Origin of the sequence: Solwaraspora sp. WMMD791 (genome assembly GCF_029581195.1) — a bacterium.
In the GTDB taxonomy this organism is placed as follows: Bacteria; Actinomycetota; Actinomycetes; order Mycobacteriales; family Micromonosporaceae; genus Micromonospora_E.
Genome location: NZ_CP120737.1, coordinates 551,086 through 576,259 on the forward strand (window position 1 = coordinate 551,086; position 25,174 = coordinate 576,259).

General features: G+C 72.1%; 25 protein-coding genes. 19 read left to right on the plus strand and 6 right to left on the minus strand.

The annotated features are described in order from the left end of the window. Genes O7623_RS02395 through O7623_RS02405 form a run of 3 tightly spaced genes read left to right on the plus strand, consistent with a single transcriptional unit; the run spans position 1 to position 3,361 of the window. Complete coding sequence (locus tag O7623_RS02395) at positions 1–1,668, plus strand: NAD(P)/FAD-dependent oxidoreductase (RefSeq protein WP_282226929.1); 1,668 nt, start codon at positions 1–3, stop codon at positions 1,666–1,668. 3 nt (positions 1,669–1,671) lie between these two features. Next, the gene (locus O7623_RS02400; protein ID WP_282226930.1) at positions 1,672–2,601 is read left to right on the plus strand and encodes an alpha/beta hydrolase; all 930 of its coding nucleotides are present in this window, start codon (positions 1,672–1,674) and stop codon (positions 2,599–2,601) included. After that, positions 2,594–3,361, plus strand: coding sequence for an SDR family oxidoreductase (locus O7623_RS02405; RefSeq protein WP_282226931.1), 768 nt, complete (start codon positions 2,594–2,596; stop codon positions 3,359–3,361). Before O7623_RS02400 ends, O7623_RS02405 begins: the two co-directional genes overlap by 8 nt. A 117-nt stretch (positions 3,362–3,478) precedes the next feature. On the opposite strand, the gene O7623_RS02410 is transcribed toward O7623_RS02405, so the two are convergent. After that, positions 3,479–5,119, minus strand: a complete 1,641-nt coding sequence (locus tag O7623_RS02410; RefSeq protein WP_282226932.1) for an ABC transporter substrate-binding protein — start codon at positions 5,117–5,119, stop codon at positions 3,479–3,481. A 147-nt stretch (positions 5,120–5,266) separates the two neighbouring features. Continuing rightward, positions 5,267–6,031: an IclR family transcriptional regulator gene (locus tag O7623_RS02415; RefSeq protein WP_282226933.1), complete on the minus strand. Its 765-nt coding sequence runs from the start codon at positions 6,029–6,031 to the stop codon at positions 5,267–5,269. Between the two features lie 57 nt (positions 6,032–6,088). Here O7623_RS02415 and O7623_RS02420 point away from each other — a divergent pair, with 57 nt between their 5' ends. From O7623_RS02420 to O7623_RS02450, 7 genes are all read left to right on the plus strand, one after another. After that, positions 6,089–7,180, plus strand: coding sequence for a cupin domain-containing protein (locus O7623_RS02420; protein WP_282226934.1), 1,092 nt, complete (start codon positions 6,089–6,091; stop codon positions 7,178–7,180). Further along, a complete protein-coding gene (locus O7623_RS02425; protein ID WP_282226935.1) occupies positions 7,177–8,007 on the plus strand; it encodes a fumarylacetoacetate hydrolase family protein in 831 nt (276 codons plus the stop codon). The genes O7623_RS02420 and O7623_RS02425 overlap by 4 nt, the downstream gene beginning before the upstream one ends. After that, positions 8,004–8,774 carry a maleylpyruvate isomerase family mycothiol-dependent enzyme gene (locus O7623_RS02430; protein WP_282226936.1) on the plus strand — a complete coding sequence of 257 codons (771 nt, stop codon included), beginning with the start codon at positions 8,004–8,006 and terminating at the stop codon, positions 8,772–8,774. Before O7623_RS02425 ends, O7623_RS02430 begins: the two co-directional genes overlap by 4 nt. A gap of 101 nt (positions 8,775–8,875) precedes the next feature. After that, positions 8,876–10,639: an FAD-dependent oxidoreductase gene (locus tag O7623_RS02435; protein ID WP_282226937.1), complete on the plus strand. Its 1,764-nt coding sequence runs from the start codon at positions 8,876–8,878 to the stop codon at positions 10,637–10,639. A gap of 2 nt (positions 10,640–10,641) precedes the next feature. Next, positions 10,642–10,881 (plus strand): 4Fe-4S binding protein, encoded by a 240-nt coding sequence (locus O7623_RS02440; protein ID WP_123602230.1) that lies wholly within the window; start codon positions 10,642–10,644, stop codon positions 10,879–10,881. Continuing rightward, on the plus strand, positions 10,874–11,638 hold the full coding sequence (locus tag O7623_RS02445) for a hypothetical protein (protein WP_282226938.1): 765 nt from the start codon (positions 10,874–10,876) through the stop codon (positions 11,636–11,638). Before O7623_RS02440 ends, O7623_RS02445 begins: the two co-directional genes overlap by 8 nt. Before the next feature lie 17 nt (positions 11,639–11,655). Further along, entirely contained in the window at positions 11,656–13,290 is a 1,635-nt protein-coding gene (locus tag O7623_RS02450) for an FAD-dependent oxidoreductase (protein ID WP_282226939.1), read from the plus strand. Here the strand turns inward: O7623_RS02450 and O7623_RS02455 are convergent. After that, entirely contained in the window at positions 13,245–13,901 is a 657-nt protein-coding gene (locus O7623_RS02455; protein WP_282226940.1) for a TetR/AcrR family transcriptional regulator, read from the minus strand. The two genes, O7623_RS02450 and O7623_RS02455, sit on opposite strands and share 46 nt — an antisense overlap. Before the next feature lie 210 nt (positions 13,902–14,111). On the opposite strand from O7623_RS02455, the gene O7623_RS02460 reads away from it, so the two are divergent. From O7623_RS02460 to O7623_RS02485, 6 genes are all read left to right on the plus strand, one after another. Further along, positions 14,112–15,749: an ABC transporter substrate-binding protein gene (locus O7623_RS02460; protein ID WP_282226941.1), complete on the plus strand. Its 1,638-nt coding sequence runs from the start codon at positions 14,112–14,114 to the stop codon at positions 15,747–15,749. After that, entirely contained in the window at positions 15,746–16,582 is an 837-nt protein-coding gene (locus O7623_RS02465; RefSeq protein ID WP_282226942.1) for an SDR family oxidoreductase, read from the plus strand. Before O7623_RS02460 ends, O7623_RS02465 begins: the two co-directional genes overlap by 4 nt. A gap of 25 nt (positions 16,583–16,607) precedes the next feature. Next, entirely contained in the window at positions 16,608–17,564 is a 957-nt protein-coding gene (locus tag O7623_RS02470; protein WP_282226943.1) for an ABC transporter permease, read from the plus strand. Continuing rightward, positions 17,557–18,432: an ABC transporter permease gene (locus O7623_RS02475; RefSeq protein WP_282226944.1), complete on the plus strand. Its 876-nt coding sequence runs from the start codon at positions 17,557–17,559 to the stop codon at positions 18,430–18,432. Before O7623_RS02470 ends, O7623_RS02475 begins: the two co-directional genes overlap by 8 nt. Positions 18,433–18,495: 63 nt before the next feature. Continuing rightward, a complete protein-coding gene (locus tag O7623_RS02480; RefSeq protein WP_282226945.1) occupies positions 18,496–19,299 on the plus strand; it encodes an SDR family oxidoreductase in 804 nt (267 codons plus the stop codon). Then, positions 19,299–20,525, plus strand: coding sequence for a PLP-dependent aminotransferase family protein (locus tag O7623_RS02485; RefSeq protein WP_282226946.1), 1,227 nt, complete (start codon positions 19,299–19,301; stop codon positions 20,523–20,525). Before O7623_RS02480 ends, O7623_RS02485 begins: the two co-directional genes overlap by 1 nt. Positions 20,526–20,581: 56 nt before the next feature. Here the strand turns inward: O7623_RS02485 and O7623_RS02490 are convergent, their stop codons facing one another. Next, entirely contained in the window at positions 20,582–21,067 is a 486-nt protein-coding gene (locus O7623_RS02490; RefSeq protein ID WP_282226947.1) for a nuclear transport factor 2 family protein, read from the minus strand. A gap of 66 nt (positions 21,068–21,133) precedes the next feature. On the opposite strand from O7623_RS02490, the gene O7623_RS02495 reads away from it, so the two are divergent. Beyond that, the gene (locus O7623_RS02495) at positions 21,134–21,601 is read left to right on the plus strand and encodes a nuclear transport factor 2 family protein (protein ID WP_282226948.1); all 468 of its coding nucleotides are present in this window, start codon (positions 21,134–21,136) and stop codon (positions 21,599–21,601) included. 8 nt (positions 21,602–21,609) lie between these two features. Here the strand turns inward: O7623_RS02495 and O7623_RS02500 are convergent, their stop codons facing one another. Further along, complete coding sequence (locus tag O7623_RS02500) at positions 21,610–22,635, minus strand: ABC transporter ATP-binding protein (RefSeq protein ID WP_282226949.1); 1,026 nt, start codon at positions 22,633–22,635, stop codon at positions 21,610–21,612. Then, entirely contained in the window at positions 22,635–23,732 is a 1,098-nt protein-coding gene (locus O7623_RS02505) for an ABC transporter ATP-binding protein (RefSeq protein WP_282226950.1), read from the minus strand. Before O7623_RS02505 ends, O7623_RS02500 begins: the two co-directional genes overlap by 1 nt. A 69-nt stretch (positions 23,733–23,801) precedes the next feature. Between O7623_RS02505 and O7623_RS02510 the strand changes: the two genes are divergently transcribed. Then, positions 23,802–24,365 (plus strand): nuclear transport factor 2 family protein, encoded by a 564-nt coding sequence (locus tag O7623_RS02510; RefSeq protein ID WP_278169618.1) that lies wholly within the window; start codon positions 23,802–23,804, stop codon positions 24,363–24,365. 4 nt (positions 24,366–24,369) lie between these two features. After that, positions 24,370–25,131 carry an SDR family oxidoreductase gene (locus O7623_RS02515; RefSeq protein ID WP_282226951.1) on the plus strand — a complete coding sequence of 254 codons (762 nt, stop codon included), beginning with the start codon at positions 24,370–24,372 and terminating at the stop codon, positions 25,129–25,131. Positions 25,132–25,174: the final 43 nt, after the last annotated feature.

Below are 25,174 nucleotides of genomic sequence, written 5' to 3' on the forward strand. Positions count from 1 at the left end.
ATGACGACGGACACCACGGTCGACGACCCCGCCGGTCCGGCGGACCGGCACGACGTGCTGGTCGTCGGGGCCGGGTTCGCCGGGATGTACCTGATCCACAAGCTGCGCGCGCTCGGCTTCACCGTGCACGCGGTCGAGGCGGCTGGCGGCGTCGGCGGCACCTGGTACTGGAACCGGTACCCCGGTGCCCGCTGCGACGTGGCGAGTCTGGAGTACTCCTACTCGTTCTCCGAGCCGCTGCAGCAGGAGTGGGAGTGGACCGAGCGGTTCGCCGCCCAGCCGGAGATCCTGCGGTACGCCGAACACGTCGCCGACCGGTTCGACCTGCGCCGTGACATCACCTTCGACACCCGGATCCGGACCGCCGACTTCGACGAACAGGCCCGGCTGTGGCGGCTGCGCGCAGATGGCGGGCGTACCTTCGTCGGCCGGTTCCTGATCACCGCCGTCGGATGCCTGTCCGCCGCCCGGACCCCGGACTGGCCCGGCCAGCGTGACTTCACCGGCCCGATCTACCATACTGGACAGTGGCCGCACCGCGAGGTCGACTTCACCGGCCAGCGGGTCGCTGTCGTCGGCACCGGGTCGTCCGGCATCCAGGTGATCCCGCCGATCGCCGAGCAGGCGGCACACCTGACGGTCTTCCAACGGACCGCCAACTTCAGCCTGCCGGCCCGCAACCGGCCGCTGCTGCCCGGCGAACAGGCCGACGTCAAGGCCAGGTACCCGCAGATCCGGGCGATGATGCGGGAGAACCCACGGGCGCTGCACCGGCGGACGGGCAAGGGGGTGCTGCAGGTCCCCGAGCAGGTCCGCCGGGCCGAGCTGGAGCAGCGCTGGCGTGACGGCGAGGTGTCCTTCCTGACCGCGTTCACCGACGTGCTGACCGACGCCGACGCCAACCGCGCGGTCGCCGACTTCGTCCGGGAGAAGATCCGGGCCACGGTGACCGACCCGGCCACCGCCGAACTGCTCTGCCCGCAGGGCCACCCGATCGGGACGAAGCGGATCTGCCGCGACACCGGATACTTCGAGACCTTCAACCGCGCCGACGTCGACCTGGTCGACGTACGGACCGAGCCGATCGTGGAACTGACCCCGGGCGGCGTGCGGACCAGCCGCCGGGAGTACCCGGTCGACGCGGTCGTCTTCGCCACCGGCTACGACGCGATGACCGGAGCGCTGACCCGCATCGACATCCGGGGCTGCGGTGGGCGGTCGCTGCGCCAGGTGTGGGCCGACGGGCCGCGCAGCTACCTCGGACTGGCCGTCGCCGGCTTTCCGAACATGTTCACCGTCACCGGGCCGGGCAGCCCGTCGGTGCTGGTCAACGTGATCATGGCGATCGAGCAGCACGTCGAATGGCTCGCCGACCTGCTCGGGTACCTGCGCGACCGGGAAGTGACCCGGGTGGAGGCCGACCCCGACCACCAGGACGCGTGGGTGGCGCACGTCGCCGGTCTCGCCGCGGCCACCCTCTACCCGCAGGCCGACTCGTGGTTCATCGGCGCGAACGTACCCGGCAAACCCCGGGTCTTCCTGCCGTACGTCGGCGGGCTGGACCGCTACCGGCGGCGGTGCGACGAGATCGCCGCGGCCGGCTACCCGGGTCTGCGCCTCGACGACCCGGCACCCGATCCGTACCCGGCGAACGATCCGGTGGTCTGACCCATGGCACTCGATCCGCAGTCCGCCGCCGCGGTGGCAGCGGCCGCCCGGCGGATGCCGGCGCTCGGCACCGAGGTGCACGACGCCGCCGAGGCACGGCGGATCCTCGCCACCCGGCCGGGCAACCCGCCGGCCGGCCCGCCGGTGTACCGGGTCGCCGAACACCGCGCCGGTCCGGCCGGTCTGCGGGTGCGGGTCTACCACCCGGCGCCGACCGGGCGGCCGCAGCCGGCGGTCGTGTTCTGCCACGGCGGCGGCTTCACGTTCTGCTCGCTGGACACCCACGACGGGCTGTGCCGACTGATGGCCCGCGACAGCGGTGCGGTGGTGGTGTCGGTCGACTACCGGCTCGCCCCCGAGCACCGGTTCCCGGCCGCCGCCGAGGACGCCTACGCCGCGACCGCTTGGACCGCCGGCAACGCCGCCGCGCTGGGTGTCGACCCGGCGCGGATCGCGGTGGCCGGCGACAGCGCCGGCGGCAACCTCGCCGCGGTCGCCGCCCAACTCGCCGCCGCGCGCGGCGGCCCGGCCCTGGCGTACCAGCTGCTGGTCTACCCGATGCTCGACCACCGGTTCGACACCGACTCCTACCGCAGCAACGGCCACGGGTACGCGGTCACCGTCGACCATCTGCGCTGGTACTGGCACCAGTATCTGGGCGACGCCGACCCGGACCAGCCGGCGGCCTGCCCGCTGCGCGCCGGCGATCTGGCCGGCCTGCCGCCGACCTACCTGGTCACCGCCGAACACTGCCCGCTGCGCAGCGAGAACGAGGCGTACGCGGCCCGGCTGCGCGCCGCCGGGGTCGCGGTGACCCTGGCCAGCCATCCCGGTGTGGCGCACGGCTTCTTCACCCAGTGGCACCAGTTGGACACCGGCCGGACCGCGACCGCGCAGGCGTTCGCCGTGCTGCGGGCGGTGCTGGATGGCTGAGCCACGGGTCGCGGTGGTCACCGGGGCAGCCGCCGGCATCGGCCGGGCCACCGCCGAGCACCTCGCCGCGTGCGGCGACACCGTACTCGGGGTGGACGTCGACCCCGTCGGTCTCGCCGCGCTGCGCGAGCAGGTGGGAGCCGCCGGTGGCCGGGTCGGGACGCTCACCGCCGACCTGGCCGGGCCTGCGGCGGCGGCCACCGTCGTCGAGACCTGTCTACGCCGGTACGGCCGGATCGACGTGCTCGCCCTGGTCGCCGGGGTGGGTCAGGCCGGACCGTCCGACGCGGTCACCGTCGCCGAGTGGGACCGGGTGCTCGACGTCAACCTGCGGGCACCGTTCCTGTTGGCCCAGGCCGCGATGCCGCACCTGGTGGCCACCGGTGGCACCGTCGTGGCGGTCTCCTCGGTGGCCGGGCTGCGCGGCTGGTCCGGCAGCGCGGTGTACGCGGCGTCCAAGGGCGGGCTGATCGCGCTGATGCGCTCGCTGGCGGCCGAGTACGGCCCGGCCGGCGTACGGATCAACGTGCTCTGCCCCGGCGCGGTGCGGACCCTGCTGGCCGACGGGATGCGGGCCGCGCTGAGCGGCGGCGATGCCGCGTCGACCGGCGGTGCGGCCGCCGGCCCGGCCCCGGTGCGGCCGACCGGCCGGCGGGCGGAACCGGCCGAGATCGCCCGCACCATCGCGTTCCTGGCCTCGCCGGACGCGTCGTTCGTCGCCGGCAGCGTGCTGCGCGCCGACGGCGGCGCGCTGGCCTGACCCACCACCGTCCCGGCCTCGCGGACATCCGTGCCGCCGGCACACCTCGGCGTCGCGGGATCCGTCCGACGGATCCCGCGACGCCGCTGCGACCGCCCGCGAAGGCGGTCCGGGTGGTCAGCCCACCGGTACCCGGCCCTCGGTGATGTACAGCCCGTCGAAGATCATGTTCGACCGGGTGGAGCCGCGCTGTACCCCGCCGACGTGGGCCCCCATCGCGGTGTGGCCGGCGACGAAGAACAGCGGCACTCCGGCGGCGGCCTCCTCGGAGACCAGGGTGGCCGCCTGGCGCAGCAGGTCGGCCCGCTCGTCGGGGTCGACCGCGGCGTCCGCTTGGACGACCAGGTCCCGCAGGCCGGGGATGGTTTCGCCGGACGGGTTGTACCGGCCGTCCTCGAAGAACCGTTCCCGGAACCGGCTGGACGGTGACCGGGCCGGTGCCATGGCCAGCGGTGCGGCCGCGATCTGCGGCGGCGAGTCGGCGGTGCCGTACAGCCGGGCCAGCATCTGCGCCGGGTCGATCAGCTGCAGGTCCATGGTGAACCCGGCCTGCTCCAGTTGCGCCTGCACCAGCTCACCCATCCGGACGTACGCGGTGAAGGTGCCGCCGATCTCGGCGGTGAAGGTCACCCCGTCCGGGTAGCCTGCCTCGGCCAGCAGCTCCCGGGCCCGTTGCGGATCGTACGGGTAGGCGTCGGCCAGTTCGGGCGAGTAGGGCACCGAGCCCTCCGGGAACCACTGGGTGGCCGCCTCGGACCGACCGTCGGTCAGCGCCTCGGTGATCGCCTCGCGGTCCAGGGCGTACTGCAGGGCCTGGCGGACCCGGACGTCGTCGAACGGCTCCATCGCCTGGTTGATCAGCAACGCCCGGACCTCGTTGGTCGACGAGGACATCACCCGCAGCCGGTCGTCGGCGCAGGCCGCGGCGACCTTGTCGTCCTCGATGTACTGCACGTCCAGGTCGCCGGCCTGCAGTGCGCCGAGACTGGCGTCGGTGGAGGTCTCGACGAAGTCGATCCCGCCGAGCAGCCGCTCCTCGGCGTTCCAGTAGCCGTCCCAGGCCCGGACACTGACCTTCTCCCGGGCGTACCAGGGGCCTTCGACGGCGTACGGACCGGCGCCGACCGGCGCGTCGCTGAACGCGGTGGAGGAGCCGGCGGCCCGCACCGCGGTGGGCGAGGCCATCAGCCCGGGCCGGTCGGACAGGACGATCGGGAAGGCGGCCGGGTTCGGCGGATCCAGCTCGAACCGTACGGTGTACTCGTCGACCACCTCGACGGCCTGGACGTTGGCCAGGTCGCCCTTGATGTTCGACTCCTCGTCGTTCATCGCCCGGTCGATGTTGAAGCGCACCGCCTCGGCGTCGAACGGGGTGCCGTCGGAGAAGACGACACCTTCGCGGAGGGTGAACTCCATGACGTTGTCGTCGACGACGCTCCACCCGGTGGCCAGGCCGGGTATCGGTTGGTCGGCGGCGTCGAGCTTGACCAGCGGGTCGAAGATCGTCTGCAGCACGGTGATCTCGTTGGCTTCGACCATCCGGATCGGATCGAGCGAGCTGGCCGGCACGCTGCCGTACTTGAGGATCGCGGTCGGGTCGTGGGCCACCGAGCCGGACGTCGCCGGCGGACAGCCGGGCGCGGCGGCGGCGTTGTCGTCGGTGGTGTCGGAGTCGGTGTCGGCACTGGTGCTGCAAGCGGCGAGCGGCAGCAGGGACAACGCCAGTAACGGCGCGAGTGTGCGGTGTACGGATCTCACTTTTCGGTCCCACCTTCGGTAGGCGGCAGTTGCTCTACCAGCGGTGCGGCACGGCACGGCGCCGGCGAGAGTAGGCGAGGAAGCTACCAACAAAGCGCTTGCTTCGTCAACGGGGTGTTGCGCCGGTGTTGCAGCTTGGTGCCGGGGTCAGCTCCCGCCCAGTTCGGTGGCGATCAGCCCGGCGGCGCTGCGCAGTGCCGCCGCGACCTCGGGAATCCGAGTGTTGGGGCAACGCGCGGTGGGCATCCCGGCCGCCAGCGCGCCGTGGACCCGGCCCGTCGTGTCGCGCAGGCAGACCCCGATCCCGGTGATGCCCCGCTCGCTCTCCTCGCGGTTGACCGCGTAGCCGAGCCGGCGGGCGGTAGTCAACTGGCGCCGCAGGGTCGCCAGATCCTCGACCGCGGGCCCGTACACCGCCGGCAGGCCCCGGGGATAGAGCACCTCCAGCTCCGCCGGGCTCAGCTGGGCAAGCAGGACCTTGCCGCCGGAGGTGCAATGCGCCGGCATCGACATCCCGGCCCGGGAGCCGACGCGCAGGCCGTGGGTGGCCTCCACGCCGTCGAGGAACCTGACGGCGGTCCCCTGCAGGACCGCCAGATGCACGGTCTCCTGCAGTTCACCGCTGAGCCGCTCCAGATGCGGCCGGACCACGGTACGCAGATCGGGGCCGGGCCGCCCGGCGACCAGCCCCAGGTCGGCGAAGACCGGTCCGGGCAGGTACGCCCGACGGCCGTCCTGGACGGCGAAGCCGTGGTGCTTCAACATGCCGAGCAGCCGGTGGGCGGTGGACGGGGCCACCCCGAGGTGGCGGGCGGCTTCGGCCACGCCGAGCCGGGACCGCTCCCGCAACAGCAGGATCAGCCGCAGGGCGTTGTCGACGGACTCGATGGGGTACGGCACGGCGTTCTGCACCAGAGAATTATCACCACGCGATCATTCCGTCGTAAAGAAGGTTCCTAACCTGGCGACATGGTTGACCTGGACTCCGAGGCCGCTGCCGGCACGGTGCAGGACCGCGCTCTGCAGCAGCTCTACACCGATTTCGACGCCGCCGGACTCGCCCCGTTGTGGACCGTACGGGACGGTCTGATGCCGGTGGTCCCGACGCCCCGGGCGGCGCCGCACGTCTGGCCCTGGACCCGACTGCTGCCGCTCGCCACCCGCGCCGGTGACCTCGTCCCGGTCGGGCGCGGCGGCGAACGTCGGGCCATCGCCCTGGCCAACCCCGGCCTGCCCGGCGAGCCGTTCGCCACCGCGACCCTCTGGGCGGCCGTGCAGTACCTCGGGCCGCGCGAGGTCGCCCCGGCGCACCGGCACAGTCAGAACGCGTTCCGCTTCGTGCTCGACGGGGAGGGCGTCTGGACGGTCGTCGACGGCGATCCGGTCGCAATGCGCCGTGGCGACCTGCTACTGACCCCGGGCTGGGCGTGGCACGAACACCACAACACCGCCGACACCGCGATGGTCTGGCTGGACGGACTCGACATCCCACTCAACTCCCAACTCGACGCCGGGTTCTTCGAGTTCGGGCCGGACGACCTCACCGACACGTCGACCCCGGCGGTGTCCCGGGGCGAGCGGCTCTGGGCCCACCCTGGGCTCCGTCCACTCGCCGTCGACCGGGACACCGTCCACTCGCCACTGCCGGCGTACCGCTGGGCGCACACCGACGCGGCGCTCACCGCGCAGCTGGAACTCGCCGACGAAGGCCATCCGGCGCTCGTCGAACCCGGCCACGCCGCCGTGCGTTTCGTCAATCCGACCACCGGGCGGGACGCGCTGACCACGCTGCGCCTGGAGATGCACCGGCTGGCCGCCGGGGCGGCCACGGCGACCCGCCGGGAGGTCGGCTCGTCGGTGTGGCAGGTCTTCAGTGGGCAGGCCACCGTCGAGCTCGACGGCCGGGAACATCAGGTCCGCACCGGCGACCTGTTCGCCGTACCATCCTGGTGCCCGGTGCGGCTGCGGACCGGATCCGGCGCCGATTTGTTCCGGTTCAGTGACGCGCCCGTCTACCAGGCGTTGCACCTGCACCACCAGCCGGCGGGTGATCCGGCATGAGACTGGCCACCATCCGTACCGGCGACCGGACCGCCGCGGTCCGGGTCGACGCCGACGCGGCGGTCGAGGTCGGCGCCGCCGACCTCGGCGAACTGCTCACCGACCCCGCCTGGGCGCAGCGCGCCGCCACCGCCGACGGCACCCGGCACCCGATCGATGGACTCGACCACGCGCCGCTGGTCAGCCGGCCGGAGAAGATCATCTGCGTCGGGCTGAACTACCGCCGGCACATCCTGGAAATGGGCCGCCAGCTGCCCGAACATCCGACGATCTTCGCCAAGTACCCACCGGCGCTGATCGGAGCCACCGACCCGGTCGTACTGCCGGCCGCCTCGACCGCGATGGACTGGGAGGCCGAACTCGCGGTCGTCGTCGGCAGCACGGTCCGGCACGCCGACCCCGAGCAGGCCGCCGCCGCGATCGCCGGCTACACCGTGCTCAACGATGTCACCGCCCGTGACTGGCAGTACCGCACCCCGCAGTGGCTGGCCGGCAAGACCTTCGAGGCGACCACCCCGCTCGGACCCTGCCTGGTCACCCCGGACGAACTCGACCTCGACGCCGGGCTCAGCGTCGAATGCCTGGTCAACGGCGAGGTGGTGCAGAGCTCCGACAGCACCGAGCTGGTTTTCGACCCGCCACGGCTGGTGGCGTACCTCTCCACCATCTGCACCCTGCGGCCCGGCGACGTGATCGCCACCGGGACGCCCGGCGGCGTGGGTCATGCCCGTAAACCACCCCGGTACCTGGCCGACGGTGACGTTCTGGTCACCCGGATCGGTGGGGTCGGCGAGTGCCGCAACACCTGCCGGGCGGAGCGGCCGTGACCGGCGAGGAGGCCGCCGCCACCATGGGCTGGCTGACCGCCGGGGAACAGCGGTGCCGGGAACTGGTCGACCAGCTCACCGACGCCGACGCGGCGGCACCGAGCCGGCTGCCCGGCTGGACCCGGGCGCACCTGGTCACCCACCTGGCCCGTAACGCCGACGCGCTGGTGAACCTGCTGACCTGGGCGCGGACCGGGTCGGTCAGCCCGATGTACGCCAGCGCCGCCCAGCGCGGCGCGGACATCGACGCCGGTGCCGGGCGCGGTGCCGACGCACTGCGCGCCGACCTGGCCGGCGCGGCGGGTCGGCTCGCCGACGCGGTCCGGTCGATGCCCGACGACGCCTGGTCGGCCACCGTCCGTACCGGTCAGGGCCGCGAGGTGCCCGCCGACCAGGTGCTCTGGCTGCGGGTCCGGGAAGTCTGGGTGCACCAGGCCGACCTCGACCTCGGCGGGACCCTGGCCGACCTGCCCGGTCCGCTCACCGACGCGCTGCTGAACGAGGTGACCGCCACCTACAGCCACCGTGGCACGGGCCCGGCCGTGCGACTGCGGGCCACCGATCGGCGGCGGAGCTGGCGGGTGGAGACGGGGCCGGGGTCGCCCTCCGGTGCCGTCGGGGCCGGTGGTACCGACCCCGACCGCCCGGTGGAACTGTCCGGGACCGCCGGAGACCTGCTCGGTTGGCTGATCGGCCGGGTGCCGACCAGCCGTTTGACGGTGCGGCCGGTCGGGGCCGCAGTCGCGGCACCGCCACCGTGGATATGACCCGGTCCGCTCGACCGACCCCGCTGACCAGGCGCGATGACATGATCGACTTTCGGTGTCCGTCGACTACGGCGAGTCACCGGCGATAGGAGGAGGCACCGGTGGACGGCAACGTGATCGAATCCGACGTACTCGTCATCGGTGGGGGAATCGCCGGCTGTGTGGCGGCCGTCCGGGCCGCCGAATCCGGGGCCTCGGTGGTCCTGGTCGACAAGACCAGATCGGTACGCCGTTCCGGCGACGCCGGTCGGGGCCTGGCCTTCCTCACCACCTACCTTGATCTCGGCGAGCCCTGGGACACCCCGGAGGTCTTCGCCGAGTGGTACTGCGACATCGCCCTCGGACTGGTCGACATGGCGGTCGCCCGGCCGCTGGGCATCGAACCGTTGCCGGCCGTCTGCCGGTTCCTGGAGGAGTCCGGCGTGCCGCTGCGCAACGCCGACGGCGACTACGAGCGGGTCGGCCGGATGTGGACGCCCGGGCCGATCGTGCTCAAGTTCGACGGCGCCGACATCAAGCCCCGGCTGGCGCAGCGGGCGGCGGCCACCGACGGGGTCCGGATCATCGGCGGGGTGCACGCCACCAGCGTGCAGCTCGACGACACCGGCCGCGCGGTCGGCGCGACCGGCTTCGACATCCGGTCCTGCGAATTCCTGACCTTCCGCGCCGGCGCGGTGATCGTCGCCACCGGCAACGCCGAACGGGTCATCTTCAACTCGCCCCGGCGCGACGCCTTCCACACCTACCACCGGCCGTATCACGCCACCACCGGGTTCGCCCTCGCCGCGCGGGCCGGTGCGGTGGCCGCCAACATCGAGTTCCTCGGGACCTTCCTCTTCCCGCGTGGCTTCGCCACCGGCGCGATGGGCAACCTACTGGAGGCCGGTGGCCGGCTGGTCAACGGCAACGGTCAGCTCATCGCCGACCTGCCGGACGTCGAGGGGGAGCGGCGGTTCGGGTTCGGCATCGTCGGCAAGGCGGCCGGTGAGGTGCTCGCCGGCCGTGGCCCGGTGTACATCGACTGCACCCACCTGCCGCCCGCCGAGATCGCCGCGATCAGCGACTACATCTCCTACGACGCGCCGCTGTTCCTGGAGTTCCTGGAGCAGTCCGGCATCGACCTGGCCCGGCACCCGGTCGAGTTCGAGCTGTTCAACGGCGCATGGTCGGCCACCGGGTCGCCCAAGGGGGTGGTGGTCGGCGCGGACGGGCAGACCCGGGTCCCCGGGCTGTTCGCCGCCGGCGACCTGGCCACCCCGGCGTACGCCCTGGCCGGCTCGCTGGCCAGCGGGTACGTCATCGGCCGGACCGCCGCCGAGTTCGCCCGGTCCGCCGCCGCGCCGGTGCTGGACGCCTCGGCGGTGGCCGCCGAGCGACGGCGGACCCTGGCACCGCTGAACCGGACCAGCGGGATCGGCTGGCGTGAGTACGAGCACCAGCTGCAGGACCTGATGACCAAGTACGTCGGGATGGACCGCAACGAGATCGGACTGCGGCAGGCCGCCGAGTACCTGCGTGGGTACGCGGCCGCCGCCGGCGAGGTCCACGCCGGCAACGGCCACGAGCTGATGCGCGCTCATGAGGCGTTCGACCTGCGGCTGTTCGACGAGATGATGACCGCCGTCGCGCTGGAGCGCGACGAGAGCCGGTTCAGCTTCCTGATGGGCCACTACCGCACCGACCGGCCCGGCGCCGACGACCAGCGGTGGCTCGGCGTGTCGATCCTGGCTGGACACGACGGCGAGCAGCCGGTCCTGGAGCACACCGTGCCGACCCCGTCCTGGCGTGCGGCGCAACTGGAGAACCGGTCGGTCGTGGAACTGGTCGGTGAGCGGGGAGCACGGCTCGCCGGGAAGGTGGGATAGCCATGGCACCACGGATCAATGAGAACCTCTGTACGCTCTGCGGGATCTGTCAGGACGTCTGTCCGGGCGACATTCTGCACATCGACCGGGGCGTGGCGGAGATGGTCCGCTACCCGGACGAGTGCAGCTACTGCGACGTCTGCCGGGTGGAGTGCCCGGCCGGCGCGATCGACATCGAGTTCACCTGGAGCATGCGGCAGCAGCCGATCTCCATCCTGCCGGGCCGGCCCGACCATGATTGAGGCCAGCTACACCCTCGACATCGACGTCGGCGTCGACGAGGTGTGGTCGTTCGTCGAGGTGATCCCGAACTGGGCGCACTTCCTGGTCGGTTTCCAGAAGCTGGACCTGGTCGACGATCGGCGGTCGATCTGGACGCTGCGCGGTGACGTCGGGGTCCTCGCCCGTGAGGTGGACCTGCAGGCCGACATCACCGTCTGGGAGCCGGGCCGGCGGGCCGAGTTCACCATCACCGGGCTGACCGAACGGATCACCGGGCAGGGCAGCTTCGACATCGAGCCGATCGACGCGCCGCCGGTGGCCGGTGACGCCACCGCGGCCGACTCGGGCGACGGTCTCTCGGCCTCGGGAGACCAGCGACGGCCCGAGCCGGAGGAACAGAACCGCCCCGGACTGCTGCGCCGGATCAGGTTCGCCCTGGCCGGCCGTCTACTGCGCTGGTTGAACCGCCGCCGGGCGACCCGCCCGCCAACCGGATCGGCGACCGACCCTCCGGCGGCGACCGACCCTCCGGCGGCGACCGACTCCCCGGCGGCGACCGACCCTCTGGCGGCGGCCGACCTGGAGCCGGGCATGCCCGTACCGTCCGGGCCGCCCCGGACGGGCCGGTCCCGGCTGCGCTTCCACCTGCAGCTCACTCCGGGCGGGCCGATGGCCCCGATGGTCGAGCTGCTGATGGGACCGATGGTGGAGCCGACCGCCGAGGACTTCCTGCGCAACATCCGCCAGGCTCTCGAAGCCCGGCGGGCCAGCGCCTGACGAGGCAGGAGACGAGCATGCACGAGTTGCCACGACGTACCGACGTGGTGGTGGTCGGGACCGGGGCCGCCGGCCTGACCGCGGCCCTGACCGCCGCGGCCGCCGGCCTGCGGGTCACCATCGTGGAGAAGGCCCCGGTGATCGGCGGCACCACCGTCGTCTCCGGTGGCTCCATCTGGGCCCCGGCGAACCGTTGGCTGGCCGAGGCGGGGGTGCCGGACAGCCGCGACGACGCAGTGACCTACCTGCGCAGACTCGCCCTGGGCCGGGTTCCCGACCAGCTCATCGAGACCTTCGTCGATCAGGTCAACCCGATGCTGGACCTGGTGGTGGCGCACACCGGGCTGCGGTTCACCCCGAACCTGGAGCATCCCGACTACCAGCCGGACCTGCCCGGCGCCCACCCCGGCGGACGCACCCTGCAGAGTGACCTGTTCGACGCGAATCTCCTCGGCGATCTGCGTGGCAGGTTGCGCCCGACCCACTCGACCGTGCCGGTCACCAAGCTCGAACTGGACCAGTGGGGGATGGACACGCTCGACCGGTGGGACTGGGCGCTGATCGCCGAACGCACCGCGAAGGGCGTCGTCGGGATGGGCGCCGCGCTGGTGGGTGAGCTCCTGCACGGCTGTCTGCGGCTCGGTGCCTCGGTGCATCCGCAGACCCGGGCGGTCCGGCTGCGGCGTACCGGTGGTCAGGTCGACGGGATCACCGTGGCCACCGGTGACGGCGAGGTGGAGATCGCCGTGGAGCGGGGCGTGGTCCTCGCCTCCGGTGGGTTCGAATGGGACCAGGAGATGGTCGGGCGCTTTCTCGGCGTACCGATGGACGCGCCGGCCAGCCCACCGGCGAACGCCGGGGACGGGCTGCGCATGGTGATGGAGGTCGGTGCCGCGCTCGGCAACATGAGCGAGGCCTGGTGGGGTCCGATGGTGTACGCGGTCGGTGACACCTACGACGGGGCGCCGCTGTTCCGGCCCACCTCGGGCCTGCGGGCGCTACCGGGCGGGATCATCGTCAACCGGCAGGGCCGGCGCTTCTCGAACGAGGCGATGAACTACAACGACCTGGGTAAGGCGATGGCCACCTTCGACCCGATCCGCTACGAGTACGCCAACCTGCCCTGCTGGCTGGTGTTCGACGACCGGTTCCGGTCGTCGTACTCGGTGGCCACGGCCACCCCGGACGCGCCGACTCCGGGGTGGATGGCGACGGCACCGAGCCTGACCGAGCTGGCTGACGCCGTCGGCATCGACCCGGACGGACTGACCGCGCAGGTCGCCGAGTTCAACCGGCATGCCGAGCACGGACGGGATCCGCAGTTCGGCCGCGGGACGACCGTCTACGACCGGTACCGGGGCGATCCGACGGTGACGCCGCACCGCAACCTGCGTCCGCTCGGCGCCGGTCCCTACTACGCGGTCCGGCTGCACCTGGGCTGTCTGGGCACCAAGGGTGGTCCGCTCTGCGACGGCAACGGGCAGGTGCGCGGCGTCGACGGAGAGCTGATCGGTGGGCTGTATGCCTGCGGCAACGTCGCGGCGAGCCCGTTCGGGCCGGGTTATCCGGGTGCCGGGGCGACCCTGTCCGCCGGGATGACGTACGGCTACCTCAGCGGACGCTCGCTCGCGGCGAGACTCGCCGCAGGGTGAGCGGGTCCGGGCCGGTCGTTCTCGGTCGGGCGGGCGGCGAGGCCGTCGAGGAAGATCGCGGTGCACTGGTCGGCGAGTCGGCTGGTGGGGTAGTCCGGGGTGGGGTGGAACCACCGGACCGAGAGCCAGACGGCGTCGCGGATGAAGCGGTAGAAGACCCGGGTGTCGATGTCGGCGCGGAACGCTCCGCTGGCGACCCCGGCGTCGATCACTCCGAGCCAGGCGCTCTGCACCTCGCGGGCGACGTCCTTGAGGTAGTGGAACCGGGCCAGACCGCGCAGGTAGTTGACGTCGTTCTGGTAGATCTCGGTGGCGTGCGGGTGGGCCGCGGCAGTGTCCAGCGAAGCGCGCACCAGCTCGCGCAGCCGGGTCGCCGGATCGTTCTCCCCGGCCAGTACCTCGGCGTACCGCCGGCGCAGGTCCTCCAGGTAGGGGCCGAGGATCGCCTCGACGATCGCTTCCTTCGAGTCGAAGTGGTGGTACAGGCTGCCGGACAGGATGCCGACCTCGTCGGCGATCTGCCGGACCGTGGTGGCGGCCACGCCACGACTGGCGAAGAAGGCCGCCGCGCAGGCGATGATCTGCTGTCGTCGATCCAGCGACTCTGCCACGGTGCCTCTTTCGGGTCTGCGATGCGACGGGCGGGCGTCAGCATAGCAGTGTCAATCAAGCGCTTGGTGCGCCGCCTGGCCGGATGACCTGCTCGGTCAGGTGGAGCTCGGGTAACAATATCCAAGCGAGCGCTTGATTGGTGGCCGGGACGCGGCTAGTTTACATGGCATTCACAAAGCCTCGGGCTTCACGGCTACCAGGAGAAGCAGATGGCAACTGGTCGGAAACACAAGTGGAACGGGGCGTCCGCCCGCGTCGCGGTGGCCGGGCTGCTGCTCGCCAGCGTCGCCGCGTGCGGCGACGACAGCGATAGCAGCGAGACCGGCGGCATCCTCACCATGGCCACCTGGTCCGCCACCCAGTCACTCGACCCGGTCCAGGTCGCTGGCACCGGCAACTCCGGCGGCGCGGAACTCGCGGCGCTCTACGACACGATCATGCGGTACGACCCGGCCGGCGGCACCTTCGAGCCGCAGACCGCCGAGTCGCTGACCCCTAACGACGACTTCACCCAGTGGACGCTCACCCTGCGCTCCGGGATCACCTTCAGCGACGGCGCGCCGTACGACGCGGCGGCGGTCGTGGCGAATCTGCAGCGGCACACCGAGGCACGGTCCAACGCCAGTTCGCTGGTCGCACCGATCACCGACTACGCCACCCCGGACGACCGCACGGTGGTGTTCACCCTGGCCTTCCCGTGGAACAACTTTCCGTTCGCCCTCGCCGGAACGCCCGGCATGGTGGTCAACCCGGCGGCCGTGGCCGCCCAGGGCGACGCCTTCGGCACCGACCCGCAGGGCGGCGGCGCGGGCCCCTTCACCATCGACGAGTTCCGCCCTGGAGAGTCGCTCACCCTGACCCGCAACCCTGAGTACTGGGGCGGCGACGTCCCGCTCGACGGGCTACGGTTCATCCACGCGGGCGACGGACCGCAGACCTACGAGGCATTCCGGGCGGGCACGGTCGATCTGGCCTTCCTGCGCGACGCCGGGGCGATCGCGGACGCCGAGGCCGACGGCGCCGAAGGCATCCGGGTTCCGTACTCCGCCAACGACACGTTGATCATGAACAACGGGTTCCCGATCACCTGCCAGCAGGGCGAGCCGGCGCCGCGCTGCGAAGGCCAGCCCGACGGTACGCAGTTGGAGTCCACCGCTCCGACCGCCGACAAACGGGTCCGGCAGGCGGTCGCCGCGGCCATCGACCCCGAGACGCTCAAACAACGGGTGTACGGCGGATCCGGCACCATGTCCACCGCGCTGATCTCCGCGGAGTCCCGGTGGTACGACGGCGTCGACGGACCCGCGTACGACATCGACCGGGCCCGCCAGTTGGTCGAGCAGGCCAAGGCCGACGGCTGGGACGGACGCATCCGGGTCAGCTGCCACACGGGTCTGCCGACCTGGGGGACCGCCGTACAGGGCATGTTGGAGGCGGCCGGCATGCAGGTCGAGCTCACCGACCAGCAGGAGATCGCCGCGAACACCTCGGCGGTCATCGTGCGCAAGGACTTCGACCTGGCCTGCTTCGGATCGTCGATCTCCGATGCCGAGCCGTTCTTCGCCCTCAACCGGGACTTCAACTCGACCTACGTCACCGCCGGCGGCGGGAACTTCTCCGGCTACGTCAACCCCGCCGTCGACGAGGCGATCGCCGCAGGCCGGGCGTCCGGCAGCGAGGCCGAGGTCAAGGCCGCGATCACCACGATCGCCCGGGCGTACGCCGAGGACGTGCCGTTCCTCGCGCTGACCGCCCAGCCGGAAGTGGTGCTGGTCTCCGACGAGATCAGCGGCGTGCTGCAGAGCGTCAACACCGTGGTGCTGCTCGGTGAGGCGACGCGGGGATGACCAGCCGATCCGCGACCGACGCCGCTGACCCGTCGGCGCGGGTCAGCGGGCGGGGTGGTGCCGGCGCCGCCGGCACCACCCCGGCACCCCCGGTGGCCCTGATCACCGCAGCCGCCCACGGCATCGGGGCGGCCACCGCCCGGGTCTTCGCCGAGGCGGGACACCGGGTGGTCCTGGCCGATGTCGACGCCGACGGGCTGGCAGCCACCGCCGCCGACCTCGCCGGCAGCGGCCTGGACCCGGCGACGACGGTCGCGGTGGTCGCCGACGCGACCACCGAGGCCGGGGCCACCGCGGCGGTCGACGCGGCCGTCACCCGGTACGGGCGGCTCGACACGCTGGTGAACGTGGTGGGCGGCAGCCGGCCCGGCCGGACCGTGCTCGACATCGACCTCGCCGAGTGGGACCGCTGGGTGGCGCTCAACCTCACCTCGGTCTACCTGATGTGCCGGGCCGCGCTGCCGCAGCTGACGGCGGTCGGCGGGTCGATCGTCAACGTCTCGTCCGGGGCCGGCCTGCGGGGCATGCGGGCCAACCCGGCGTACTGCGCGGCCAAGGCCGGAGTCGTCGGACTGACCCGCGCACTGGCCATCGACCACGGTCCCGCCGGGGTCCGGGTCAACTGTGTCGCGCCCGGGCCGGTCCGGACCCCGTTGATGGAACGTAACCGCACCGCGGCCGAGATCGACGCGATGGGGCGGATCGCGGTCCTCGGCCGGATCGGCAGGCCTGCCGAGATCGCCGCGGCGATCCGCTGGCTGGCCAGCGACGCCGCGTCCTACCTGACCGGTCAGACCATCGAGGTCGACGGCGGTCCGGCTCCGTTGGTGTGACCCACGACGAGGGGAGGCAACGCTGATGTTGCGGACCGTGGCGATCAAACTGGCCCTGCTCGTCCCAGTGTTGTTCCTGGTCAGTGTGGGCACGTTCGGGCTGCTCCAGCTGGGGCCGGGTGACCCCGCCGCCCAGGTGCTCGGCAACACCGGGACGGCCGCCGACTACCAGCGGATCCGTACCGAGATGGGGTTGGACCAGCCGCCGGTGCAGCGCTACCTCGAATGGCTCGGCGGCGTACTGCGCGGCGATCTCGGGCAGAACCTCGTCCCGCCGATCGAGAACGTCTCCGACCGGCTGCTGCGCGCGTTCCCGGTGAACCTGCAGCTCGCCGCGATGGCCATCGTGCTGGCCCTGCTGATCGCCGTCCCGCTGGCGATGTGGTCGGCCTACCGGGCCGGCGGGCTGGTCGACCGGTGGATCTCCGCCGGCACCATCGGCGTCATCTCGGTCCCGCCGTTCCTGGTCGGCCTGCTCCTGCTGCTGGTGTTCGCCATCCAGCTCGGCTGGTTCCCGCTGGGGCAGTGGGCCCGGCCGTCCGACGCCGGGTGGGGGCAGAACCTGTGGCACGCGTTCCTGCCCGCGTTGACCCTGGCGCTGGCCGAGGCGCCGGTCTTCGCCCGCCTGCTGCGCGGCGACCTGGTCGCCACCCTGCAGGAGGACTTCATCCTGGCCGCGAAGGCCAAGGGCATGCCCGGCTGGCACATCATGCTCCGGGAAGCGCTGCGTCCCTCGTCGTTCTCGTTGATCACCCTCGCCGGGGTCAGCGCCGGCCGACTGCTGGGCGGCACCATCATCGTCGAAGCGGTCTTCGTGCTGCCCGGGGTGGGCAACGTCATCATCACCGCCGCCCAGAACAACGACTACAAGCTGGTCCAGGGCGGTGTGCTGCTGATCGCGGTCATCTACCTGCTGCTGAATCTCGCCGTGGACGTGCTGTACGGCTACCTCGACCCTCGGATCCGGAGACGGCATGCCTGAACTCAGCCGTACCCGACGGCGTCGGGCCGACCTCGCCTTCTGGCTCAGCGTCTGCTGGCTGGTCGTCCTCACCGGCTGCGCCCTGCTCGCCGATCTGCTGCCGCTGGGCAACGCCGACGACACCACCCTGACGATCGGCGTCGCCGGCTACGCGCGGCCGGACCTGTTCTCGGCCAACCCGCTCGGCACGAACGGGTTCGGGCTCGACCTGCTGGCCCGGTCCATCCACGGAGCGCGGGTGAGCCTGCTGACGGTCGGCTGCACCGTCGTGGTGAGCCTGCTGATCGGCGGTACGGTCGGGATGCTCGCCGGCTACTTCCGGGGCTGGGTCGACGTGGTCATCGGGATCTTCGCCGACGCCGCCCTGGTGATTCCCGCGCTCGTCCTGCTGATCGCCTTCGCCGCGGTGCTCGGTCCACCCCGCACCGTGCCGGAGGCGGTGCTCAAGAGCGGCCTGGCCCTGGCCGTGGTCGGCATCCCGACGATGATCCGGCTGGCCCGCGCCAACACGTTGCTCTTCGCGCAGCGGGAGTTCGTCACCGCCAGCCGGGCGATGGGTGCCCGGCACCGCCGGATCCTGTTCCGGGAGCTGCTGCCGAACGTGGCGTTGCCATTGGTCTCCTACGCCTTCATCGTCGCGGCGGTGCTGATCGTCGCGGAGGGCTCGTTGGCCTTCCTCGGCCTCGGCCTGCAACAACCCGCACCGTCCTGGGGCAACATGATCGCCGAAGGCGGCCTGCGGGAGTTGCGTCGCCATCCGCACGTACCGCTGATTCCCGGCGTGTTCATGTTCCTCACCGTCTTCAGCCTGAACATCGTCGGAGAGCGCGCCCGGGCCCGGTGGGATCCCCGGGACTCCCAGGTCTGACCGCAGTGTCCGGGGTCGGTCAGCCCTCGACCGCCCGTCGACCCGAGCAGCAGGAGGTACGTCATGCGGATGGACGAGTCGGCGTTCCGGCTGGACGGCCGCGTCGCCGCGGTCACCGGCGCCGGCAGCGGAATCGGCCAGGCGGTCGCGCAGACCCTGGCCCGGGTCGGCGCGGCGGTGGTCGTCGCCGACGTCGACGCCGAGCGTGGCGCGGCGACCGTCGCCACCATCACCGACGCCGGCGGGCGGGCCAGCTTCCAGCACACCGACGTCACCCGGCGGGCCGACCTGGACGACCTGGCCGCCGTCGCCGTCGACCGGTACGGCGGTCTCGACGTGCAGTGCAACATCGCTGGCGTGCCGTCGCTGGTCCGCGACCTGACCGAGGTCACCGCCGCGGACCTCGACGCCGAGTTCGCGATCAGCGTCAAGGGCGTGCTGTACGGCTGCCAGGCCGCCGCCACGGTGATGTCCCGGCGCGGCGGGGGCGCGATCGTGAACATCTCGTCGACCGCCGCCGACCTGCCCGCCGCCGGCTACGGGCTCTACCACCTCGGCAAGCTCGCCGTCGTCGGGATGACCCGGACCCTCGCCCTGGAGCTCGGACCGAAGGGGATCCGGGTCAACGCGATCGCCCCCGGTGCCACCCTGACCAACTTCAGTGCCCGCAACTTCACCGATCCGGACGGCACCGTCGACGCCGAGCGTAAGCGCCAGTGGTTGGCCGGCATGGCGGCCCGGTCACCGCTGAACATGGTCGGCGACCCGCAGGATCAGGCGCTGCTGGTGCTCTACCTGGTCTCCGACGCCGCCCGGTTCGTCACCGGGCAGCTGATCCGGGCCAACGGCGGATGGTCGATGGGCTGATGACGTCCCGACCCGAGTTCGCCGCCCGTACCGTCGGAATGCGCCCGTCGAAGCTGCGGGAGCTGGTCGCGGCGGCGGCCGCGCCGCACGCGGACGCCGCGTCCGGGCCCGAGCCGCTCTCGCTCGGCGGCGGGCTGCCGCCTGCCGAGGCGTTCCCGGCGCAGGCGCTCGCCCGGGCGGCCGAGCGGGTGCTGACCGGCGCGGCCACCACCGCCCTGCAGTACTCGGCCACCGACGGCGACCCGGACCTGCTCGACCTGGTCGGCGCAGATCTGGCCGGGCGGTTGCGGCTGCCCGAACCGGCCGGGCGGCTGCTGGTCACCACCGGCTCGCAGCAGGCCCTCGACCTGATCGCCAAGGTGCTACTGGACCCCGGTGACGTGGCGGTGGTCGAGTCGCCGGCCTACGTCGGGGCGCTGCGGGCGCTGGCCGGCTACCAGCCGAGGATCGTCGAGGTGCCGGTCGACGGCGACGGGATGGACACCGAGGAGCTGGCCAGGCTGCTGCGGACCGGGCTGCGGCCGAAGCTGTGCTACCTGGTGCCGAACTTCTCCAACCCGAGCGGACGTACCCTGACCGCGCGGCGGCGTGTCCGACTGGCGGCTCTCGCCGCCCGGTACGGCTTCCTCATCGTCGAGGACGACCCGTACGGCCAGCTGCGGTTCGCCGGAGCGGACCTGCCGCCGATCGCCGCCGACGACGCCGAGCAGGTGGTCTATCTCGGCAGCTTCTCGAAGCTGGTGGCACCCGGGCTGCGGGTCGGCTACCTGGCCGCGCCCAGGTGGCTGCACCGCACGCTGACGGTCGCCAAGCAGGCGACCGACCTGAACTCGGCCGCGGTCAGCCAGCGGCTGCTCGTCGCGCTGCTGGCCGACCCGGACTGGTTCGCCGGTCACCTGGCCGGGCTGCGGGAGTTGTACCGCCGTCGGGCGGAGGCTCTGACCGGTGCGGTGGCCGACCGGCTGGCCGGTCGGCTGGCCACCCCGACGCCGGACGGCGGGATGTTCGTCTGGGCCAGCGTCCAGACCCCGGGGCCCGACGCGCTGGAGCTGGCCCGCGCGGCGATGCGCCGCGCCGTGTCGGTGGTGCCGGGCAACGAGTTCTCGCTGGCCGACGCCTTTCCCCGGCACCTGCGCCTGTCGTTCAGCATGCTGGACCCGGCGCGTCTGGTGAGTGCCGTCGACCGCCTCGGGGACGCCTTCGACGACCTGACGGCGTGCGGGTGAGTCCGGCAGCGCCGGACCCACCCGGGCCTGTCCGCGTCGACCGCTCAGCCGGCAGCTCAGCCTGCGGGTCGGGCGTCCGGCTGAGCGGCCGGCTGAGCTGCCGTGGTGAACCGGGGCACCGGCCAGACGGTCGGCGAGCTGGTGCTCCAGAGCACCCGGTGCACCCGTTCACTGATCCGCCACCCGGCGTCGGTACGGACCAACCGGTCGGCGTAGTGCAGTCCCCGGTGCACCACCTCGTGGCCGTCGGTGACCGGGCGGACCAGATGGGCCACCGTGTACGAGCTGGCGACCGCCGAGTCGCCGTCGACCTCGACGGTGGCCGAGCCGACCACGTGCTGGCTGGCGGCGAGTCGGGCCAGCGGCGCCATGTGCGCGACGATGTGGCGCACCCCTGGCTCCAGCCGTCGACCGGAGTACTCCGCCCGGGCGTCGTCGGTGAAGCAGTCGCCGACCGCCTCGAACTCACGCCGGTCGCAGCACTGGGCGTACCGGTTCAGCAATTCGACGATGGCCGCGCGGTCATCGGCGTATCCGGGCATCGTGCACACCTTTCGACGGGGCGCCGCCGCCACGGCGGCACCACTGCAGGGACGGGAGATCGAGTCATGGACACACACACCGCCGACCGGTTGGCCATCGCCGATGTGGTGAACCGGTACTTCATGGCGATCGACAGCCGGGACTGGGACCGGCTGCGCAGCTGCTTCACCCCTGACGTGGAAGGGATCTACGAGGGGGTACGGGTGGCGGGTGGGATCGAGCAGATCATGGCGTTCTTCACCGGCCGCTCGCCGGTACGCTTTCCGTTGGAGATCGTCGACCTGCGGGCGTCGATGCACTTCATCGGCAACCACTACGCCGAGGTGACCGGCGACCGCGCGGTGGCACAGACCTACGCCCAGGCCCACCTGATCGACCGGCCGGCCACCGGCCCCCGGATGCGCACCCGGGGTCTGCGTTACCTCGACGAACTGGTCCGGGTCGACGGCCGCTGGCTGATCAGCCGTCGGGAACATGTGCTGGACTGGATGCGCCGCGACGAACTGCTGGTCGCGCCGGCCGCTGCGGACTGACCCGCCCGTCACGGCCGTGGCCGGCCGGCGGTGGGTCCGTCGGCCGGCGCGTCCTGCGGGAAGTGACAGGCGACGTACTGGTCCGGACCGGTCCGGCGCAGCTGCGGCTCGGACCGGGCGCAGATCTGCGCCGCCCGGGGGCACCGGGTGCGGAACCGGCAGCCGCTCGGCGGATCGAGCGCAGACGGCAGTTCAGCTGCGGTGCGAGCCGGTGCCGGGGAGCCGTCGTCCAGCTCCGGGATCGAGCGCAGCAACAGCGCCGTGTACGGGTGGGCGGGCCGGGCGAACAGCACGTCCGGCGAGGCGACCTCGCAGATCTTGCCGAGGTACATCACCACGATCCGGTCGCTGACCCGCTTCACCACCGCCAGGTCATGGGCGACGAACAGCAACGTCAGGCCGTATCGGCGTTTCATCTCCTCGAGCAGGTTGAGGATCTGTGCCTGGACCGAGACGTCCAGCGCGCTGACCGGTTCGTCGCAGAGCAGCACAGCCGGTTCCAGCACCAGCGCACGCGCGATGCAGACCCGCTGGCACTGCCCGCCGGACAACTCGTGCGGTCGCCGGTCGCCGACCAGCCGGGGGTCCAGCCCGACGGCGTCGAGGACCTCGTCGACCCGACGCCGGGCGGCGGCACCGCTGTCGCGGTGCCAGATCCGCAGACCTTCGGCGACGATGTCCCGGACGGTGCGGCGGGGGTTGAGCGACGAGATCGGGTCCTGGAAGATCATCTGCAGTCGGGTGCGGGTGCGGCGCAGTCGCTCGCCGCGCAGCGCGGTCAGCTCCGTGCCGTCGAACCGGACGGATCCGCCGGTCGGTGGAGGCAGCTGCAGGATCGCCCGGCCGGTAGTGGACTTTCCGCAGCCCGACTCGCCGACGAGGCCGACGGTCTCCCGGACCCGGGCGTCGAGGCTTATCCCGGCGACCGCTTGGACGGTGCGGCCCCGCCCGGCGGGGAATTCCACGGTCAGGTCCTCGACCCGCAGCACCACATCGTCGGTGTCGCGCAGATGCGCCTTGCCGGTGCCGGCCATCAGCTCACCGCCCCGTCGAGGGCGGACCGGTCGCTGCTGACCGCGGCGAGGTTCAGCCCGGCGCCGGTCCGGCCGTCGGCGAGGTTCTCGGCGAGGGCCCGGTCACCCGCCTCGGTGCCAACCGGGTAGAGGCAGGCGTACCGGTGCCCGGGGGCGTCGACCAGACGCGGGTCCTCCTGCTGACACCGGGGCCGAGCATGCCGGCAGCGGGGGGCGAATCGGCAGCCGGGCGGTGGATGCACCAGGTCGGGGGCGGTGCCGGCGATCACTTCCAGTGGGGTGTGGCTCGGCTGGTCGATCCGGGGGGTGGAGCGCAGCAGCGCTGCGGTGTACGGGTGCCGGGTGCGTCGGAACAGTTCCTCGGTGGGACCGATCTCGGCCACCCGGCCGGCGTACATGACCATGGTCCGGTCGGTGCGGCCGGACACCACGGTCAGGTCGTGACTGATCAGGATCATTGCCATCCGCAGTTCGGTGCGCAGCCGGGCGAGCAGGTCGAGGATCTCCTTCTGCACGGTCACGTCCAGCGCGGTGGTGGGCTCGTCGGCGATGAGCAGCTTGGGGGAGCAGGAGAGAGCGATCGCGATCATGACTCGTTGCCGCATGCCGCCGGACAGTTCGTGCGGGTACTGGGTCAACCGTCGAGTCGGTTCGTTGATGCCGACCTCGGCGAGCAGTTCGGCGGCGCGGGCGGCGGCGGCCCGTCGGTTCAGCCCGAGGTGGTGACGCATCGGGTCGGTGAGCTGCCGTCCGATGGTGCGGACCGGGTTGAGCGAGGTCATCGGGTCCTGGAACACCATGGCGACCTCGGCACCCCAGAAGTGCCGGGCGGCGGCGCCCCGGCGGTCGCGTACCTCGTGGCCCTCGAACAGGATCCGACTGTCCGCCGCGACCTGCGCCTGCCGGGGCAGGATGTTCATGACGGTCCGGACCAGCACCGACTTGCCGGATCCGGATTCGCCGACGACGCCGAGTGCCTCGCTGGGCGCGAGGGTGAAGGAGATCCCGTCGACGGCGCGCAGCACACCGCGTGGCGTCGAGAAGCTCGTGGCGAGGTTCTCGACGGCGAGCAACGGAGCCGGTTCATCGGATCGCACGTTGCCAGCCTAACAAGCGCTTGGTACTTTGAGCGAGACCCCGTTACCTGCCTGAAACGTGGAGACCCGATGACTGACGACGAACTCGACGAGCTGATCGCCGTGGTCCAACTGCCCGAGCGGACCCCGGAAACGGTCGAGCAGCGGGTGGCCCTCGCCGAGGACCACCGGCGGATCGCCGACTTGGTGATGCTCTACGGCTGGCTGTGCGACCGCCGCCGCTGGGACGATCTGCTGGAGTACTACACCGAGGACTTCGAACGGCAGCTGCGCGGCACCCTGAACGAGACCGTCAAGGGCAAGGAGAAGCTGCGCGAGCTGTACTTCCGTCCGGTCCTGCCCCGCTCCGGCGACGCCGACGGACCGCCGTCCGCCGACGTGATCAACTCCTACGAACTGCGTCACCTCATCCACCCTCCGGTGATCCGGGTCGCCGACGACGGCCGGACCGCGTCGGTCGCCGCCGTCTACAGCCTGGTCGCGACCAGCGGCGACGGCCCGCAGTTTCGTCGAGGTGAGCACGAAGGTGCCTACCTGTTCGGCATGCGCCGGGAGCCCGACGTCGGCTGGCGCTTCGCCACCATGGTCGTGATCAGCGAAAACGCCCGCAACCCCCTGTTCCAGAAGGGCTGACCCGATGCCCGGAAGGTTCTCGGGGAAGGTCGCTCTGGTCACCGGCGCCGGTCGGGGGATCGGCCGGGCCACCGCACTACGGCTCGCCGCCGAATCAGCGACGGTGGTCGTCAACGACATCAACCCCGACGGCATCGCCGAGACGCTGGCGGCCGCCGACGGACTCACCGGCCACGCTGTCGCCGGCCGGGCCGACGTCACCTCGGCCGAGCAGGTGAGTGACCTGGTGGCCGAGGTGGCCGACCGGCACGGCCCGGTCGACATCCTGGTCAACAACGCCGGTGGCGCGCTGCCCGGCGCGGCCTGGGCGGCGGTGGCCGACGCCAGCCTCGACGACTGGTCCGGTTTTCTCGCGCTGAACCTCACCTCGGCCTTCCTCTGCGCCCGGGCCGTGCTGCCAGGGATGCTCGCCACCGGGCGCGGGCACATCGTCGGGGTCGGCTCGATCTCCGGTACCAACGGTCAGGTCAACGGCGCGGCGTACGCTGCCGCCAAGGCCGGGATGAGCGCTCTGGTCGCCTCGATCGCCAAGGAGTACGGGCCCCGTGGCGTCTCCTCCAACGGGATCGTCGTGGGCAACGCACCCTTCCCGAACCGGACCCCGGACCGGCAGCGGCATCTCGACCGGGCGGTCCACCTGGGCCGGGTCGGCGGGTACGACGAGTTCGCCGCGGCCATCGCCTTCCTGTGCGCGGAGGACTCCTCCTACCTGTCCGGGGCGATGATCCCGGTCGACGGTGGATTCCATCGGTCCAATCTGCTGTGACGCGTCGACCGATACCATCCGGGAACCGCTCCGCGACATCAAC

Bases quoted from the DNA above. Each gene is read 5' to 3' on its own strand.
- O7623_RS02440 (WP_123602230.1), top strand. From the start codon at position 10,642: ATGGCACCACGGATCAATGAGAACCTCTGTACGCTCTGCGGGATCTGT.
- O7623_RS02510 (WP_278169618.1), top strand. From the start codon at position 23,802: ATGACTGACGACGAACTCGACGAGCTGATCGCCGTGGTCCAACTGCCC.
- O7623_RS02405 (WP_282226931.1), top strand. From the start codon at position 2,594: ATGGCTGAGCCACGGGTCGCGGTGGTCACCGGGGCAGCCGCCGGCATC.
- O7623_RS02420 (WP_282226934.1), top strand. From the start codon at position 6,089: ATGGTTGACCTGGACTCCGAGGCCGCTGCCGGCACGGTGCAGGACCGC.
- O7623_RS02480 (WP_282226945.1), top strand. From the start codon at position 18,496: ATGCGGATGGACGAGTCGGCGTTCCGGCTGGACGGCCGCGTCGCCGCG.
- O7623_RS02515 (WP_282226951.1), top strand. From the start codon at position 24,370: ATGCCCGGAAGGTTCTCGGGGAAGGTCGCTCTGGTCACCGGCGCCGGT.
- O7623_RS02475 (WP_282226944.1), top strand. From the start codon at position 17,557: ATGCCTGAACTCAGCCGTACCCGACGGCGTCGGGCCGACCTCGCCTTC.
- O7623_RS02495 (WP_282226948.1), top strand. From the start codon at position 21,134: ATGGACACACACACCGCCGACCGGTTGGCCATCGCCGATGTGGTGAAC.
- O7623_RS02460 (WP_282226941.1), top strand. From the start codon at position 14,112: ATGGCAACTGGTCGGAAACACAAGTGGAACGGGGCGTCCGCCCGCGTC.
- O7623_RS02465 (WP_282226942.1), top strand. From the start codon at position 15,746: ATGACCAGCCGATCCGCGACCGACGCCGCTGACCCGTCGGCGCGGGTC.
- O7623_RS02395 (WP_282226929.1), top strand. From the start codon at position 1: ATGACGACGGACACCACGGTCGACGACCCCGCCGGTCCGGCGGACCGG.
- O7623_RS02425 (WP_282226935.1), top strand. From the start codon at position 7,177: ATGAGACTGGCCACCATCCGTACCGGCGACCGGACCGCCGCGGTCCGG.
- O7623_RS02400 (WP_282226930.1), top strand. From the start codon at position 1,672: ATGGCACTCGATCCGCAGTCCGCCGCCGCGGTGGCAGCGGCCGCCCGG.
- O7623_RS02500 (WP_282226949.1), bottom strand. From the start codon at position 22,635: ATGGCCGGCACCGGCAAGGCGCATCTGCGCGACACCGACGATGTGGTG.
- O7623_RS02450 (WP_282226939.1), top strand. From the start codon at position 11,656: ATGCACGAGTTGCCACGACGTACCGACGTGGTGGTGGTCGGGACCGGG.
- O7623_RS02470 (WP_282226943.1), top strand. From the start codon at position 16,608: ATGTTGCGGACCGTGGCGATCAAACTGGCCCTGCTCGTCCCAGTGTTG.
- O7623_RS02445 (WP_282226938.1), top strand. From the start codon at position 10,874: ATGATTGAGGCCAGCTACACCCTCGACATCGACGTCGGCGTCGACGAG.
- O7623_RS02490 (WP_282226947.1), bottom strand. From the start codon at position 21,067: ATGCCCGGATACGCCGATGACCGCGCGGCCATCGTCGAATTGCTGAAC.
- O7623_RS02485 (WP_282226946.1), top strand. From the start codon at position 19,299: ATGACGTCCCGACCCGAGTTCGCCGCCCGTACCGTCGGAATGCGCCCG.